At 62.4% G+C, this 15,971-nt stretch carries 14 protein-coding genes; 12 read left to right on the forward strand and 2 right to left on the reverse strand.

Annotated elements, in window-relative coordinates; translation table 11 throughout:
• Positions 1-26 precede the first annotated feature (26 nt).
• Entirely contained in the window at positions 27-1,049 is a 1,023-nt protein-coding gene (locus tag ACSAMM_RS14160; protein ID WP_178725957.1) for a CPBP family glutamic-type intramembrane protease, read from the reverse strand.
• Positions 1,050-1,285: 236 nt separating this feature from the next.
• Between ACSAMM_RS14160 and ACSAMM_RS14165 the strand changes: the two genes are divergently transcribed.
• The 3 genes from ACSAMM_RS14165 to ACSAMM_RS14175 are packed head-to-tail and all read left to right on the forward strand — an operon-like array spanning position 1,286 to position 3,191.
• Positions 1,286-1,663 (forward strand): GntR family transcriptional regulator, encoded by a 378-nt coding sequence (locus ACSAMM_RS14165; protein WP_178725955.1) that lies wholly within the window; start codon positions 1,286-1,288, stop codon positions 1,661-1,663.
• Between the two features lie 23 nt (positions 1,664-1,686).
• Complete coding sequence (locus tag ACSAMM_RS14170; RefSeq protein ID WP_457791936.1) at positions 1,687-2,550, forward strand: ABC transporter ATP-binding protein; 864 nt, start codon at positions 1,687-1,689, stop codon at positions 2,548-2,550.
• On the forward strand, positions 2,547-3,191 hold the full coding sequence (locus ACSAMM_RS14175; protein WP_178725951.1) for an ABC-2 transporter permease: 645 nt from the start codon (positions 2,547-2,549) through the stop codon (positions 3,189-3,191). The genes ACSAMM_RS14170 and ACSAMM_RS14175 overlap by 4 nt, the downstream gene beginning before the upstream one ends.
• A 57-nt stretch (positions 3,192-3,248) precedes the next feature.
• On the opposite strand, the gene ACSAMM_RS14180 is transcribed toward ACSAMM_RS14175, so the two are convergent.
• Complete coding sequence (locus ACSAMM_RS14180) at positions 3,249-4,445, reverse strand: glycosyltransferase (RefSeq protein WP_178725949.1); 1,197 nt, start codon at positions 4,443-4,445, stop codon at positions 3,249-3,251.
• A 224-nt stretch (positions 4,446-4,669) separates the two neighbouring features.
• On the opposite strand from ACSAMM_RS14180, the gene hprK reads away from it, so the two are divergent.
• The 9 genes from hprK (at position 4,670) to trmD (ending at position 15,714) form a co-directional block, all read left to right on the forward strand.
• The gene (gene hprK / locus ACSAMM_RS14185; RefSeq protein WP_178725947.1) at positions 4,670-5,638 is read left to right on the forward strand and encodes an HPr(Ser) kinase/phosphatase; all 969 of its coding nucleotides are present in this window, start codon (positions 4,670-4,672) and stop codon (positions 5,636-5,638) included.
• 83 nt (positions 5,639-5,721) lie between these two features.
• Complete coding sequence (locus ACSAMM_RS14190; RefSeq protein WP_178725945.1) at positions 5,722-6,669, forward strand: ROK family protein; 948 nt, start codon at positions 5,722-5,724, stop codon at positions 6,667-6,669.
• Between the two features lie 47 nt (positions 6,670-6,716).
• Entirely contained in the window at positions 6,717-7,631 is a 915-nt protein-coding gene (gene murB, locus ACSAMM_RS14195) for a UDP-N-acetylmuramate dehydrogenase (RefSeq protein ID WP_457791937.1), read from the forward strand.
• Positions 7,632-7,731: 100 nt separating this feature from the next.
• On the forward strand, positions 7,732-8,592 hold the full coding sequence (rapZ, locus tag ACSAMM_RS14200) for an RNase adapter RapZ (RefSeq protein WP_178721020.1): 861 nt from the start codon (positions 7,732-7,734) through the stop codon (positions 8,590-8,592).
• A 118-nt stretch (positions 8,593-8,710) separates the two neighbouring features.
• Positions 8,711-9,613, forward strand: a complete 903-nt coding sequence (gene whiA, locus ACSAMM_RS14205) for a DNA-binding protein WhiA (protein ID WP_178721022.1) — start codon at positions 8,711-8,713, stop codon at positions 9,611-9,613.
• 21 nt (positions 9,614-9,634) lie between these two features.
• The gene (locus ACSAMM_RS14210) at positions 9,635-13,159 is read left to right on the forward strand and encodes a DNA polymerase III subunit alpha (RefSeq protein ID WP_457791938.1); all 3,525 of its coding nucleotides are present in this window, start codon (positions 9,635-9,637) and stop codon (positions 13,157-13,159) included.
• 219 nt (positions 13,160-13,378) lie between these two features.
• Positions 13,379-14,347, forward strand: coding sequence for a 6-phosphofructokinase (pfkA, locus tag ACSAMM_RS14215; RefSeq protein ID WP_178721025.1), 969 nt, complete (start codon positions 13,379-13,381; stop codon positions 14,345-14,347).
• A gap of 126 nt (positions 14,348-14,473) precedes the next feature.
• Positions 14,474-14,986: a ribosome maturation factor RimM gene (rimM, locus tag ACSAMM_RS14220; RefSeq protein WP_178721027.1), complete on the forward strand. Its 513-nt coding sequence runs from the start codon at positions 14,474-14,476 to the stop codon at positions 14,984-14,986.
• A complete protein-coding gene (gene trmD, locus ACSAMM_RS14225; RefSeq protein WP_178721029.1) occupies positions 14,983-15,714 on the forward strand; it encodes a tRNA (guanosine(37)-N1)-methyltransferase TrmD in 732 nt (243 codons plus the stop codon). Before rimM ends, trmD begins: the two co-directional genes overlap by 4 nt.
• Positions 15,715-15,971: the final 257 nt, after the last annotated feature.

The following is a 15,971-nucleotide window of genomic DNA, read 5'->3' on the forward strand; positions in this document are numbered from 1 at the left end:
TGTGCCCCTTTCCGTGCGGTTTCTCTTTACGCCGCAGCCTGTACCACGCTCAGCGCGGTGTTCAGCAGAATGAGGAGAATAAACGCGATGATCGCAATCGTAAAGGCCGGCGCCGCCACCAGCCCGCTCAAATGCCGGGTCGTGGGCACCCCGCCGCCGTTCCGGTTCACCGGCGCCGCCAGCCGGCTGCCCCGCACCTTGAGAAGGATCAGCGCCAGCAGCCCCACCAGCGCCAGCACGCAGAATACCAGCGTGGTCATCCGGTTCTGATCCTCCGCGCTCATGCCGATCTGCAGGTACTGCAGCACCGTGGACATGGCGTTGTTGCCGAAGTGAATGACCACCGCCAGCCAGATATTGTCCGTCTGCACCGCCACATACCCCAGCACCAGCCCCACGATAAACGCGAAAGGCACCTGCAGTACGTTCCCGTGCATCAGGGCGAACAGCAGGGAGGAAACCAGAATGGCTGTCCGGTCGCCGTAGGGCCGCAGCGTGCGCAGCACATAGCCCCGGAACACCATTTCCTCCAGCAGCGCGGGCAGCACCGCGAAAATCAACAGGTTGAGTCCGAGGCTCAGCGGCGTGCGCGTCAGGGTATCGGGCATGGGCGGCTGGGGAATGCCCAGCAGCATCAGGAAATTCATGATGTAACTGGCGATGATGTTGGCCACCACGCACATGGCCATGCCGCCCAGCACTCCGCCGGCGAACGCCAGCGGGTGCACCCTTTTGGCCGGGCCGAAGGGCTGAATCCGCCGCCGCTGGATCAATGCCGCCACCGGCAGAGGCGCCCCCATCATCACGATGTATACGCCCATATACAGCAGCAAATACGACGTGTTGCCCAGCCCCAGATCGTTGAGTCCCACATACGCATAGGGGATCACATGAAAGAACACCAGCCCCAGCACCACGATGGTGTAAAGAAACTGGGACAGGGCGACCAAGAACAGCATGCCGGTTCCAATAAAGTTGCCGTCCGCCCGCAGAGCCCGACGCTGCATCTCCTCCGGGGACGGAACATACGCGTTATATTCCACAGCCATCCTTTACCCTTTCCGCCATCTTATTTTCTAAACTCATCGTATATAATACGATAAATATACAATACAACCTCTATCCGCTGCCCTTAGTATACCGCATTCCGACCGCGCACGCAACGATCCACCGGCAAGTTCCGTCCACATTTTTTCGACAGCGGCGCGGGGAAAAATACCGGTTGACAAAACAGAATATTGTGTATATACTATATACACAATAAGCACGTTTGGAGGATCGCCCCTTGAACATTGTGATTCGCAACACCGGCGACATGCCCATTTATGAGCAGATCGTGGTGCAAATCAAACAGGCAATTGTAGCCGGAGAGCTGACGGAGGGGGAAGCGCTGCCCTCCATGCGGCTGCTGGCCAAGGAGCTGCGCATCAGCCTCATCACCACCAAACGCGCTTATGAGGAACTGGAGCGGGAAGGCTTTATCGTCACCATGACGGGACGGGGCAGCTTTGTCGCGGCGAAAAACCTGGACATCCTGCGGGAGGAACAGCGGCGGCGGCTGGAGGCCCATCTGGCCGACGCCGTGGACGCGGCCCGCGCCGCCGGGGTGGACGCCGACGAGCTGTGCGCCCTCATCCGGATCCTGTACCAGGATCCATTCTAACGCATAAGGGAGTAGAAGAAACCATGGACAACATTCTGGAGATACAAGGGCTGACCCGGCGGTTCGACGGGTTTTGCCTGGACAACGTGAACCTCTCGGTGGCGCCCGGCACCATCACCGGCCTGGTAGGGGCCAACGGCGCGGGCAAGAGCACCACCATCAAGCTCATTCTCAACCTGATCCGCCGCGACGCGGGATCCATCCGCCTCTTCGGACTGGACAACATCGAGCAGGAGACCGCCGTGAAAAAGCGCATTGGCGTGGTGTTCGACGAGCCCTGCTTTCACGATGTGCTGGCTCCCCGTCAGATCGGCCGGTACATGAAGGGCCTGTACGCCGACTGGGACGACCAAGCCTTCGCCGGCTACCTGCGGGACTTCAGCCTGCCGGAAAACAAAATCGTCAAGGAGTTTTCCCGCGGCATGAAAATGAAGCTGGCCATTGCCGCCGCCCTGAGCCATCATCCCGACCTGCTCATTCTGGACGAACCCACCAGCGGTCTGGATCCCCTCGTGCGGGATGAAATCCTGGATATTTTTCTGGATTTTCTGCAGGACGAAACCCGCGCCGTCATCCTTTCCTCCCATATCACCAGCGATCTGGACAAGGTGGCGGACACCATCGCCCTTCTCCATGAGGGAAAGCTGCTGTTCCACGAGGAAAAGGACGTGCTGCGGGAGGACTACGCCGTTGTCAAGGGCGGGGCGGATCAGCGGCGCGTCCTGAACGACGCCGATTTTATCGGCGTGCATGAGAACGCCTTCGGCTTTGAGGCCCTCTGCCGCCGGGATGTGGCCCGCCGGTATCCCGCCCTGACAGCCGAGCGCCCCACCATCGAGGAAATCATGCTGTTCTATACCAGAAAAAAGAAAGGCGGCCGGTCATGAAAGGCTTGATATATAAGGATCTGTCCCTCATCGGCAGACAAGGAAAATTTTTTATCGTGTATATTGTGCTGATGGTCGCCATCTTTTCCGGCATCGGGGACGGGGCGGCCAGCATGAGCTCCTTCATGGCTGTCGTCTGCTTCATGCTGTCCATCAACTGCTTCGCCTACGATGAACAGAACGGCTTCGATAAGCTGGTGGCCGCCTCGCCGCTGCCCCCCATGCAGGTGGTTCTCTCCCGGTACGCCTCCAGCCTGCTGTTGGGGCTGCTCGGCTGCCTGCTGACCGCCGGCGTCAGCTCGGTGGTGCAGCTGGTCAAAGGGAACGCCGCCTTCAACGACATGCTGTTCGGCCTCATCGGCGCCTTGGTGGCCGCCCTGGTTCTCATGGCGATCCTCTTCCCGATCTTCTATAAGTTCGGGGTCAATAAAAGCCGGATCATCATGCTGTTGGTGGTCTTCTTCCCCGTTATGGCGATCGTCCTGGTCAGCAAGCTTTTCCCCGACGCGTTTTCCATGCTTTCGCAAATCCCCGCCGGGGTGGTGACAGCCCTGCCCTTTATCGGCGCGGCCGTTCTGGCGGCCGCCCTGGCCGCCTCCCTGCTTCTCTCCGCCCGCATCCTGCGGCGCAAGCAATATTGAGCCTCCGTTCAACAAGCAGAGCCCGCTGAAGCCATGGCTTCAGCGGGCTCTGCTTGTTCAGTACCACCGGGTTTTTCCGTTATATGGCATGGGACCCGGCCATCGGTCGAGGATTTCCGTGTAGCGCTTGTAGGCCCGCTCCACCGCCGTCTCCCAGGAGAGGTAAAGGTGCTCGCCCGCGTGCTTGCCCACCTCCGCAATATGCCCCCGATCCTCGCAGGCCTTAAACAGCACCTGCCCGCAGGACTCGGCGGTTTCCTCCGCCAGAAAGCCGGTGAAATCGTGGGCGACCCCCTCGGCCGCGCAGCTTCCCTCCACCAGCAGGGCGGGGCAGTCGCAGGCCGCCGCCTCCTTGACCACAATGCCGGAGGTGTCGTAGGTGGAGGGGAACAGGAACATATCCGCCAGGGAGTAATACGCCCGCAGCGCCTCCCGGTCGTAAATCGCCCCCGTAAAGGTGACCGGCCCTTCCAGCCCGATCCCCTTGGCGTAGGCCTGTATATCGGGCGCGTCGAACCCGTCTCCCACCAGAAAGGCCCGGAAGGGCACCCCCTGCCCGTACAGATATTTCAGCGCGTCCAGAATGAGACGCACGTTCTTGTACCACATCATACGCCCCACGAACAGGAAAACGAACTCGTCCTCCCGCACACCGTACTGTTCCCGCAGCGCGTCGATTTCCCCCTGCGGCGCCCGGCCGTAGGCGAAATCGGTGCCGTTTTCCATCACGTGGTAGCTGCCCCGGTACCCCACGTCCCGCAGGGCGCGGCCGCAGCCCTCTGTCACCACCCAGACCTCGTCCACCGCGTTGATGTTGTCGAGCAGGAACTTCATGGCGATTTTCCGCATACCGTCCAGAGGCACCCGCTTGGCGATGTCCACGTCGAATTTGGTGTGGTAGGTGAGCACCACCGGCACCTTGGGCCGGTGGTTGATGTTGCTGACCAGCACCGACGAGGCGAAGGGGGAGTGAATATGCATCAGATCAAACCGCTTGGTGCGCAGCTTGATCAGGGTTTTGGGGTCAAAAGGATTGCCCACCCGGTAGCCGATCCGCTTGTCGGCGCGCAGCGAACGGTACCGGAACACCTCGAAGGGGTAATCGTCCTGTACATCCTTATAATCCGGCGTCACCACCGTCACATCGCAGTGCTTGTCGTGCAGCACGGCCGCGTAATTTTTCACAGCCTGGGCCACCCCGTCGATGGTGGGGGGAAACGAATCGTTAAACAGCCCGATTTTCAAACGGCTCATGCGGAGAGTCCCTTCCTTCCCTTTGCCGGCATACCGGCCCGATGTCTTCTATTTTACTATACCCGCCCGCGCGGATTCAAGTGGAAACAGGCGATATCTTCTTAATTTCAGTGGAAAAACTCTGAAAAAGCCCTTTAAAGTTTTTTCCGAATACGGTATAATACGATATAATACTCAATATATATGCGAACCCAGCCTGAATAAACGAAAAGGCGTGATGCCCGATGGCGAAAACCTTTACCGTCCCCCTGGCCGGTATCATCAAGGAAACCATGCTGGAAACCATCTATATGCCCGCCCCGCCGGAGGAAATCCTGGTGTATTCCAGCGACGTCAACCGCCCCGGCCTGGCCCTGAGCGGCTATTTCGATTATTTCGACAACGACCGGGTGCAGGTCATGGGCAAAAGCGAATTCGGCTTTTTGGAGGATCTGGCCCCCGAAACGCGGGCCCTCCGCCTGGACGAGCTGGCGTCCCATAAGCCCCCCGCCATGGTGGTCTCCCGCGGCCTGGAGATTTTCCCCGAGCTAAAGGCCAGCTGCGAGAAATACCAGGTGCCCCTCCTGCGCACGGCGGACACCACCTCCGGCTTCATGGCCAGCCTCATCGCCTATCTCAACGTGCAGCTGGCCCCCCGCATCACCCGCCACGGCGTGTTTGTGGAGGTGTACGGCGAGGGCATCCTCCTCATGGGGGACAGCGGCGTGGGCAAAAGCGAAACGGCTATTGAGCTGGTCAAGCGCGGCCACCGGCTAATCGCGGACGACGCGGTGGAGATCCGTCGGGTGTCGTCCAAGACCCTGGTGGGCTCCGCGCCGGACAATATCCGCCACTTTATCGAGCTGCGGGGCATCGGCATCGTCAACGCCCGCCGCATCTTCGGCATGGGCTCTGTCAAGGTGACTGAGAAAATCGACATGGTCATCCTGCTGGAGCCTTGGGACAGCGAAAAGGTCTACGACCGCATGGGCCTGGACAACGAATACACCGACATTCTGGGCATCACCGTGCCCCAGCTGACCATCCCGGTCAAGCCCGGCCGGAACCTGGCCATCATCATCGAGGTGGCCTCGATGAACAACCGGCAGAAAAAAATGGGCTATAACGCGGCCCAGGAGCTCATGCACAACCTGGGGATGCTGGACGAGACCGAGGCCCCGCCCCAGGTGCAGGTGGAATGGAATAAATTCTGAGTCCCGCGTGTATATTAAACTGGCGTACCCTTTACCGAAGCCCTGCGGCTTCTACATAATCGTATAAAATCGGAGGAACACCCATGTACAGAATCGGCATCGACCTCGGCGGCACCAATATCGTGGCGGGCGTCGTGGACGACGAGTTCCGCATCGTCGCCACCGCCAAATGCAAAACCCGCATTCCCCGCCCGGCGGAAGAAATCGTGGTGGACATGGCTCGCATGGCCAAGGAGGCCGTGCAGAACGCCGGCTTGACTATGGCGGACATCGCCTATGTAGGCGTGGGCAGCCCCGGCACCTGCAACGCCGATACCGGCATCGTGGAATATTCCAACAACCTGCAATTCGAAAAGCTGCCCCTGCGGGATATGCTGGGCGGCATGCTGGACAAAGCGGTCTACATTGAGAACGACGCCAACGCGGCGGCCCTGGGCGAGGCCCTGGCCGGTGCCGCCAAGGGCGCGCAGAGCTGCGTGTGCATCACCCTGGGCACCGGCGTGGGCGGCGGCATCATCATCGACGGCAAGATTTACGGCGGCTTCAACTTCGCGGGCGCGGAGCTGGGTCATACCGTCATCATGGTGGACGGGGAGCTGTGCACCTGCGGCCGGTTCGGCTGCTGGGAAGCCTACGCCTCCGCCACCGCCCTTATCAACCAGACCCGCCGCGCCATGGTCAACCATCCGGACAGCGCCATGTGGAGCATCGCGGAGGATCTGGATAAGGTCAACGGCCGCACCGCTTTCGACGGCATGCGCGCCGGGGACGCCGTGGCCGCGCAGGTGGTGGATACCTATATCAAATACATCGCCACCGGTCTCATCAACGTCATCAACATCTTCCAGCCCGAGGTGCTGTGTATCGGCGGCGGCATCTGCAAGGAGGGGGATACCCTCCTCAAGCCCCTGGCCGCCCACATCGAGCGGGAACGGTACAGCAAGTACAGCAGCCATCAGACCCGCCTGTGCGTCGCCACCCTGGGCAACGACGCGGGCATCATCGGCGCTGCCTTCCTGGGGGAGCGGTAACGCACATCCCCGGATAGCCCGGATTACTCATACGGAGGAGGAGAGCCATGCGGCTTTCTGCGCTGGCCGCGTATGCGCGCACCCTGGGGTGCACGGCGGAAGAACAGGTGTCCATGATCGATTACACGTCATTTAAAATCGGCGGCCCCGCGGACGTGTATATCACCGCCCCCACCGAGGCGGCGGCCGCCGCGGCGCTGATCCGCTGCCGGGAGGAGGATATTCCCGTTTACCTGCTGGGCAACGGCACCAATCTGCTGGTGGGGGACAAAGGCCTTCGCGGCGCGGTGATCCGTCTGGACGGCCGGCAGGCCGCCCCCACTCTTCAGCCCGACGGCCGCACCGTCCAGTGCTCCGCCGGCGTGTCTCTTAAACGCCTGTGCCAGTATGCCCGGGACAAGGCGCTCACCGGCCTGGAATTCGCCTTCGGCATCCCCGGCGCGGTGGGCGGCGCGGTATACATGAACGCCGGCGCCTACGGCGGGCAGATGGATCAGGTGCTGGTGTCCGCCACCGGCCTGAGCCGGACGGGCAAGCGGCATACCTTTGCCGCCGATCGGCTGAATCTGGGATACCGGCACAGCGTCTTCATGGACGAGGGAGACATGGTGGTGTCCGCCACCCTCCGCCTCACCCCCGGCGATCCGGCGGAGATTGCCGCCCGTATGGAGGAGCTGCTGCGCCGCCGCCGGGAAAAGCAGCCGCTGGAATACCCCAGCGCGGGCAGCTTTTTCAAGCGTCCCCCCGGCCACTTTGCCGGTGCCCTCATCGAGGGCTGCGGCCTCAAGGGCTTCGCCGTCGGTGGCGCCCAGGTCAGTGAAAAACATGCGGGCTTCGTGGTCAACCGGGGCGGCGCCACCGCACAGGACGTGCTGCGTCTGTGCGAGGCGGTGCAGGAGCGGGTGTTCCGCGAGCAGGGCGTGCAGCTGGAGCCGGAAGTTCGGTTCATCGGAGAATTTTAATAAGCAATGGGTCCATCCAGTGGTTAATCTCCACCAAACCGCCAGACGTGTTGGATTCGTCGCTTACCTTAAGCGTGCGGCATAGAAAGAGGAGGCGCCTGTGGAATTTGTTATAGTGACCGGCCTGTCTGGCGCGGGGAAATCCCGCGCTGTGGACGCGCTGGAGGATATCGGGTTTTATTGCGTGGACAACATGCCTCCCAAACTGCTTCCCAAATTTGCCGAGCTGTGCCTGCAGTCCAAGGAAACCCTGTCCCGGGTGGCCATCGTCATCGATGCCCGCGGCGGCGAGCTGTTCGACGACCTGACCGAAAGCCTGGACGAGCTCAAGCGCCAGGGCGGGGATTATACCCTGCTGTTTCTGGAATGCGACGACCAGGTGCTGGCCCGGCGGTATAAGGAAACCCGCCGCAAGCATCCCCTGGCGGCGGCCAACGGCGGCTCGGTGATCAAGGCCATCGAGATGGAGCGTGCCCTGCTGAAATCCGCCCGCTCCCGCACCGATTACCTCATCGATACCTCCCACCTCTCCTCCGCCCAGCTCAAGGAGCGGATCACCACCCTGTTTATGGGCGACACCTCCAAGGCCATGCTCATCCAGTGCATGTCCTTCGGCTTCAAATACGGCTTCCCGGCGGAAGCGGACCTGATGCTGGACGTCCGCTGCCTGCCCAACCCCTTCTATGTGGACGAGCTCAAGCGCAAAACCGGCCTGGACGCCGACGTGCGGGACTACGTGCTGGAAAAGTCCGAAACCAAAGGCTTCCAGGAGCGGATGTACGCCATGATCGATTACCTCCTCCCCCTGTATATCAACGAGGGCAAAAGCCAGCTGGTCATCGCCATTGGCTGCACCGGCGGCAAGCACCGGTCGGTCACCCTGGCGGAAGAGCTGGCCAAACATATCGCGGCCATGGGCCACCGGGTCATGGTCAACCACCGGGACATCGAAAAAGCCTGAACGGGAAAACGCCCGGCTGCCTGATGAAAACTGCTTGCGGGCGATGCTGCGCCCCGCAGGCAGTTTTTTGCAACTGCCGCCGGCCGCCGCCCCGAACGCGAAAGGAATGTGATGGGCCATGTCCTTTTCCTCCGAAGTCAAACAGGAGCTGGCGGAGCTGACCGCCGACAAACCCTGCTGCCGCGCCGCGCTGGCCTACGGCCTGCTGGAGTTCGGCCACGCCTTTACCGGCTCCCGCATGTCCCTGCAGACCGAGCACGCCGCCGTGGCCCACCTATACAGCGCGCTGGCCGCCGACGTGTGCGGCATCGCGCCGCCAGCCGTGCAGACCCTGCCCCGCCGGGGCGGCTTCTGCATCGTGTCGGTGGAGGGGGACGCCCCCCGCGCCCGGGTGCTGGAGCGCTTCGGCCACAGCCCCGCCGATCTCGCCGTCCGCCTCAATCGGGCCAACCTGGAATGCGACGGCTGCGCGCCCGCCCTGCTGCGGGGCGCCTTCCTCGCCTGCGGCGCGGTCATCGACCCCGCCAGCGGCTACCATATGGAATTCAGTGTCCCCTATTACAACCTCTGCCGCGATCTCCTGGCCCTGCTGCGGGAGCTGGGCTTTCATGCCAAGCAGGTCTGCCGCAAGGGCGCCCAGGTTGTCTATCTCAAGGAAAGCGAGCAGATTGAGGACTGCCTGACCCTCATGGGCGCGACCAACGCCTCCCTGGAGCTGATGGGCATCAAAATGGTCAAGGACATCCGCAACAACGCCAACCGGGTCACCAACTGCGAGAGCGCCAACATCGACAAAACCGTGGCCGCCGCCGCCGTCCACCTGGACGCGGTGCGGAAAATCGAGGCCCACGGCGGCCTCGCACTGCTGCCCGAGGAACTGCGCGAGGTGGCGCGCCTGCGGCTGGAAAATCCCGATATGTCCCTCAGAGAGCTGGGAGAGACCATGGATCCGCCGCTGAGCCGATCCGGCATCAACCACCGGCTGCGCCGCATTGTGGAACACGCGGACAAGCTGCCCTGACCGAAAGGAATGTGATGGATTATGTCCGGCTTCGCCCATCTCCATGTTCACAGTGAATACAGCCTCTTGGACGGCGCCTGCCGCATCGAGGGGCTGGTGGAGCGCGCCCGGGAGCTGGGCCAGACCGCGGTGGCCATCACCGATCACGGCGTCATGTACGGCGTGGTGGACTTTTATAAGGCCGCCGGAAAGGCGGGTGTGCACCCCATTCTCGGCTGCGAGGTCTATGTGGCCGCCCGCACCCGGCACGACAAGGTGCACGGCGTGGACAGCGAGCACAGCCACCTGGTGCTGCTGTGCGAGAACGAAACCGGCTACCGCAACCTGGTCAAGCTGGTTTCCGCCGCCTGGACGGAAGGGTTTTACAGCCGCCCCCGGGTGGACAGGGAGCTGCTCACCCAATACCATGAGGGCCTCATCGCCCTGTCCGCCTGCCTGGCCGGGGAAATTCCCCGCGCTCTGCGCCGGGGCGACTTCGACGGCGCAAAGGCCATCGCCCTGTGGTACCGGGATCTGTTCGGCCCGGACAACTATTTTCTCGAACTGCAGGATCACGGCCTGCCCGAGCAGAAGGCTGTCAATCCGCAAATTCTCCGCCTCTCTGCTCAGACCGGGATCCCCCTGGTCTGCACCAACGACGCCCACTATCTGCGCCGGGAGGATGCCCAGATGCAGAAGGTGCTGGTCTGCATCCAGACCGGCACCACCGTGGACGACCCCAGCCCCATGGCCTTCGCCACCGAGGAATTCTACCTCAAATCGGAGGAGGAGATGCGCGCCCTGTTCCCCGCCGTCCCCGAGGCCTTCGACAACACCGTGCGCATCGCGGAGCGCTGCCGGGTGGAGCTGGAATTCGGCAAGCTGAAGCTCCCCACCTTCGACGCCCCCGGCGGGGACAGCACCGCTTACTTCGAGCAGCTCTGCACCGAGGGGATGCACCGGCTGTATGGGGAATCCCCGTCCCCTGAAGTGACCGAACGCCTGCGCTATGAGCTGGACACCATCGAGCAGATGGGCTATGTGGACTACTATCTCATTGTCCACGACTATGTGCATTACGCCAAAACCCACGCCATTCCGGTGGGGCCGGGCCGCGGTTCCGGCGCCGGCAGCCTGTGCGCCTACTGCATCGGCATCACCGCCATCGACCCGCTGAAATACAACCTGCTTTTCGAGCGGTTTCTCAATCCCGAGCGGGTGAGCATGCCCGACTTCGATATTGATTTCTGCACCGAGAAACGCCAGCAGGTCATCGACTACGTAATTCGGAAATACGGGGCCGACCGGGTGGCGCAGATCATCACCTTCGGCACTATGGCGGCACGTGCCGCCATCCGGGACGTGGCCCGCGCCCTGGCCATGCCCTACTCCCTGGCCGACAAGGTGGCCAAGCTGGTCCCCTGGGAGCTGAATATGACCCTGGACAAGGCGCTCGAGCAGTCCAAGGCCTTCCGGGAGTGTGTGGAGACGGATCCCCAGGTGCGCCGCTTGGTGGATATGGCCAAGAAAGTGGAGGGGATGCCCCGCAACGCCTCCACCCACGCCGCCGGGGTGGTCATCGCCCCCCGCCCGGTCAGCGATTTCGTCCCCCTGTGCGTCAACAGCGAAGCCGTCGCCACCCAGTACCCCATGAAGAATCTGGAGGAGCTGGGCCTGCTGAAAATGGATTTTCTCGGCCTGCGCAACCTGACCGTCATCGCCGACGCCGAAAAGCTGATCCGCCGCCGGGAGCCCGGCTTTGCGGTGGAGGGCCTGCCCCTGGACGCCAAGGAGGTCTACGACATGCTCTCCGCCGGCAACAGCGACGGCGTGTTTCAGATGGAATCCTCCGGCCTCAAGCGGGTGCTCATGAGCCTGAAGCCCGACCGCTTCGAGGATCTCATCGCCGTGATTTCCCTCTATCGCCCCGGCCCCATGGATTCCATTCCCAAATATATCCACAACCGCCACCATCCGGAGCAGGTGCGGTATCTTCATCCCCGCCTCGAGCCTATCCTCAGCGTCACCTACGGCTGCATCGTCTATCAGGAGCAGGTCATGCAGGTGTTCCGCGAGCTGGCGGGCTACTCCCTGGGCCGGGCGGATGTGGTGCGCCGCGCCATGTCCAAGAAGAAGCACGACGTCATGGCCCGGGAACGGGAGATCTTTCTCCACGGCCTGACCGATGAAACCGGAGCCGTGGTGGTGGAGGGCTGCGACCGTCGCGGCGTTCCGGAAAAAGTAGCAGATGTTATTTTTAACGATATGTCCGCATTTGCCTCCTACGCCTTCAACAAGCCTCACGCCGCCGCCTACGCGATGGTGGTCTACCAGACGGCCTATCTGAAATGCTTCTATCCCCGGGAATACATGGCCGCTCTGCTGACCAGCGTCCTGGGCAGCGGCAAGGTGGCCGGCTACATCGGGGAATGCGAGCGGCTGGGCATCCAGGTGCTCCCCCCCTCGGTCAACGAGAGCACCGCCGGCTTCACCGTCTCAGGGGACCATATCCGCTTCGGCCTGCTGGCGGTGAAAAACCTGGGCGGCGGCTTCATCGCGGAGCTGACGCGGGAGCGGGAGGAAAACGGCCCCTACCGCAGCTTTTATACCTTCTGCAAGCGCCTCTCCCCCTGCCGGGAATTCAACCGCCGCGGTCTGGACAGCCTCATACGCTGCGGCGCGCTGGACGGCCTGGGGGCCAACCGGCGGCAGATGCTGGAAATCGCTGATCGGGTGATCGATCAGCTCGACGATCAGAACCGGCGCAATCTGGACGGCCAGATGGGGTTCTTCGACACTCCCGGCCTGGAGGGGAACGATGAAATCCCTCTGCCCGATGTGCCCGAGCTGCCCTATGCCGAGCTGCTGGCCATGGAAAAGGAGGTGGCGGGTCTCTATCTCTCCGGCCACCCTCTGGCTCCCTATGCCCCGCTGTATAAGACGTTGCGGGCCGCCCGGATAGACCGCATCCTCACCTCCTTGGAGGAGGGCGGCGGCTATGCCGACGGCGCCCAGGTGCAGCTGCTCGGCATGATCGGCGCCGTGCGCACCCAGACGACCAAAAGCGGCGGGGTCATGGCCTATGTCCAGTTCGAGGATCTCTACGGGGCCATGGAGCTGCTGGTGTTTCCCCAAACCCTGTCCCGCTACGGCCCGCTGGTGCAGGCGGGGACCGTGGTGCTGGTGCAGGGCCGGCTGAGCGTCCGGGAAGAGGAGGAGCCCAAGCTCCTGGCCGACCGGTTTTCCGAGGCTCCCGATCCGGCGGCTCCCCCTCCCGCCCGGCCGGAGAACCCCCGGGCCGCCGCCGCGCCTCCTCCCTCCGCCCCCAAGCCCCGTTCCAGTCGGCACGGCCTATATCTGCGCCTGCCCTCCAAGGACTGCCCGGCCTATAAGCGGGCGGAAAACCTGCTGGCCATCTTCGAGGGGGAGGAGCCGGTGTATATCCGCTTCACCGATACCGGCAAGCTGGTGCGGGCCCCCCGCAGCCTCTGGATCTGGCCCAACGCCCCCCTGCTCGAAGAACTGTGCCGGGTGCTGGGGGAGGAGAACGTGGCCCTGGTCGATTAACACGTGTTATTTCGCGCGAACCCGCCGTCAACATGTCGAATATACATCAAAAAACGGGCGGTTTCTTAGATAAATACAGGATTGATATCTTCTTGACAATCTGGTAGAATAAGTTCGTATACCGTTCAGCGCCGGACCGTTCCGGCGGGGCGCTGTTTGCAGGACATTTGTAATTTCTACCCCGGCCAGTTCCGGGGATGGATAGGAGAGAAATTCGTTATGGCCATCAAAAAAATTGCCGTACTGACCAGCGGCGGCGACGCTCCCGGCATGAACGCCGCGGTACGCGCCGTCGTGCGTACCGCTCTGAGCCGGGGCGTGCAGGTTCTCGGCGTCTACCGGGGGTACAACGGCCTGATCCACGGGGATCTGGTGGAGATGAATCTGCGCAGCGTCTCGGATATCATCCACCGCGGCGGCACCATGCTGTACACCGCCCGCAGCCCCGAATTCTGCACCGAGGAGGGCATTCAGAAGGCGGTGCAGACCTGCCGGGACAACGGCGTCGAAGGCGTGGTGGTCATCGGCGGCGACGGTTCCTTCCGCGGCGCGCAGGATCTGACCCGCCACGGCATGCCCTGCATCGGCATCCCCGGCACCATCGATAACGACATCTCCTGCTGTGAACACACCATTGGCTACGATACCGCCCTGAACACCTGCATGGAAATGATCGACAAGCTGCGGGACACCGCCCAGTCGCATGACCGGTGCAGCGTGGTGGAGGTCATGGGCCGCCGCGCGGGGTATCTCGCGCTGAACGTGGGCATCGCCTGCGGCGCCACCAGCATCATCGTGCCCGAAATCCCCTTTGATTTCGAGAAGGATATCATCGAGCGGATGTTTGCCACCTCCGCCACCGGCAAGAAGCATTTCATCATCATCGTCGCCGAAGGGGTGGGCCACGTCATCGAGATGTCGGAGAAGATCCAGGCCCGCACCGGCATCGAGACCCGCGCCACCATCCTCGGTCACGTGCAGCGGGGCGGTTCCCCCTCCCTGCGGGATCGGGTGCTGGCCAGCGAGATGGGCTATCACGCCGTCCTCCTCCTGCTCGACGGCAAGAGCAACCGGGTGGTCACCATCCAGAACGATCACATTCTGGACTACGACATCGAGGAAGCGCTGCAAATGAAAAAGCCCTTCGATTTCGAGCTCTACCGCATGGCCCACGAAATTTCCATTTAATTCCGAAAGCCGGCGGCCCGCAAGGCCGCCGGCTTTTTTGTGACCGCCGCGCCGGTTGACAAACCTGTCCCCCGCCCGTATAATCAATGTATTCTGTTGAACCATGGAAAGGAAGGAGCCAGCCGTATGCCGAAGCAGGCGTTTCTCGAGGCCGGGCAAATCGTGGGCACCCATGGGGTGCGGGGCGAGGTGCGGGTGCAGCCCTGGTGCGATTCCCCCGCCCTGTTCGCCACCCTGACCACGCTGTACTGGGATAAGGCGGGCGCGTCCCCCGTCCGGGTCAAGTCCCGCCCTCATAAAAACATCGCCCTGGCCAAGCTGGACGGGGTGGACACCGTGCAGGACGCCTCCGCCCTGCGAGGGAGGCTGCTCTATCTCGCCCGCGCGGATCTGAAGCTGCCGGCGGGGCGGTATTTTATTAAGGATTTGATCGGCATGGCCATTGTGGACGCGGACAGCGGCCATCCCTACGGCACCCTGACCGCCGTCAGCGAAACCGGGGCCAACCCCGTCTATCACATGGCGATGGAGGACGGGCGAGAAATCCTCATCCCCGCCATCCCGTCGGTGATCGTGGAGGTCAACCTGGATGCCGACGTCATCCGGCTGCGCCCCCTGGAAGGACTGTTTGACGCATGAGAATCGATTTGCTCACCCTGTTCCCGGATATGTGCCGCGCCGTGCTGGACGAAAGCATCATCGGCCGCGCCCAGGCCAAGGGCCTGCTGGATATCCGCTGCCACCAAATCCGGGACTATACCCTCAATAAGCAAAAGCAGGTGGACGATTATCCCTACGGCGGCGGCCTGGGCATGGTGATGAACGCCCAGCCCATTGCCGACTGCTTCCGCGCCGTCTGCGCCGATGGCGGTGTGAGGCCCCACCTCATCTATATGTCCCCCCAAGGCGCGGTGCTAACCCAGCAGCGGGCCAAGGAACTGGCGCAGCTTCCCCGCTTCTGCGTTCTCTGCGGCCACTACGAGGGGGTGGACGAGCGGGTGCTTGATGCCTTGGTGGACGAGCAGATTTCCATGGGCGACTATGTGCTCACCGGCGGCGAGCTGCCCGCCCTGGCTCTGGTGGACTGCGTGTCCCGCCTAGTGCCCGGCGTGCTCTCGGAGGAGGGCTGCTTCACCGAGGAGAGCCATTACGCCGGCCTGCTGGAATACCCGCAGTATACCCGTCCCGCGGTCTGGGAGGGCCGGCCGGTCCCCGACGTGCTCCTCACCGGCCACCATCTCAACATCGCCCGGTGGCGCCGCCAGCAGTCCCTGCTGCGCACCCGCCGCCATCGGCCAGACATGCTGGAAAAGGCGGAACTTACCCCGGAAGATCGGGCGTTTTTACAACAAACCCCTGACGAGTGAGCCGGCCGACGGCGGAGGCTTCCCTGTCATTTTTGTGTCCATTTCCAGTAAATGTGGTGTATTTAAGGCGAGGCTTCGATTTTCTCTACAAAAGTTATTAACGGTTTCCGTGATTAGTGACAAACCACGAACCGGCGTTTCCCGGAAAATAGGGCAGAGAACCAAAATTGCGGTTTTTCCCGATTTCTGTGGACAAAAGCGATTGACGGGGCATACATTTGTGGTATAATAAGACAGCAAGGCGGGGAAACCGTCTT

It is taken from the genome of Anaeromassilibacillus sp. SJQ-5, from assembly GCF_054108045.1.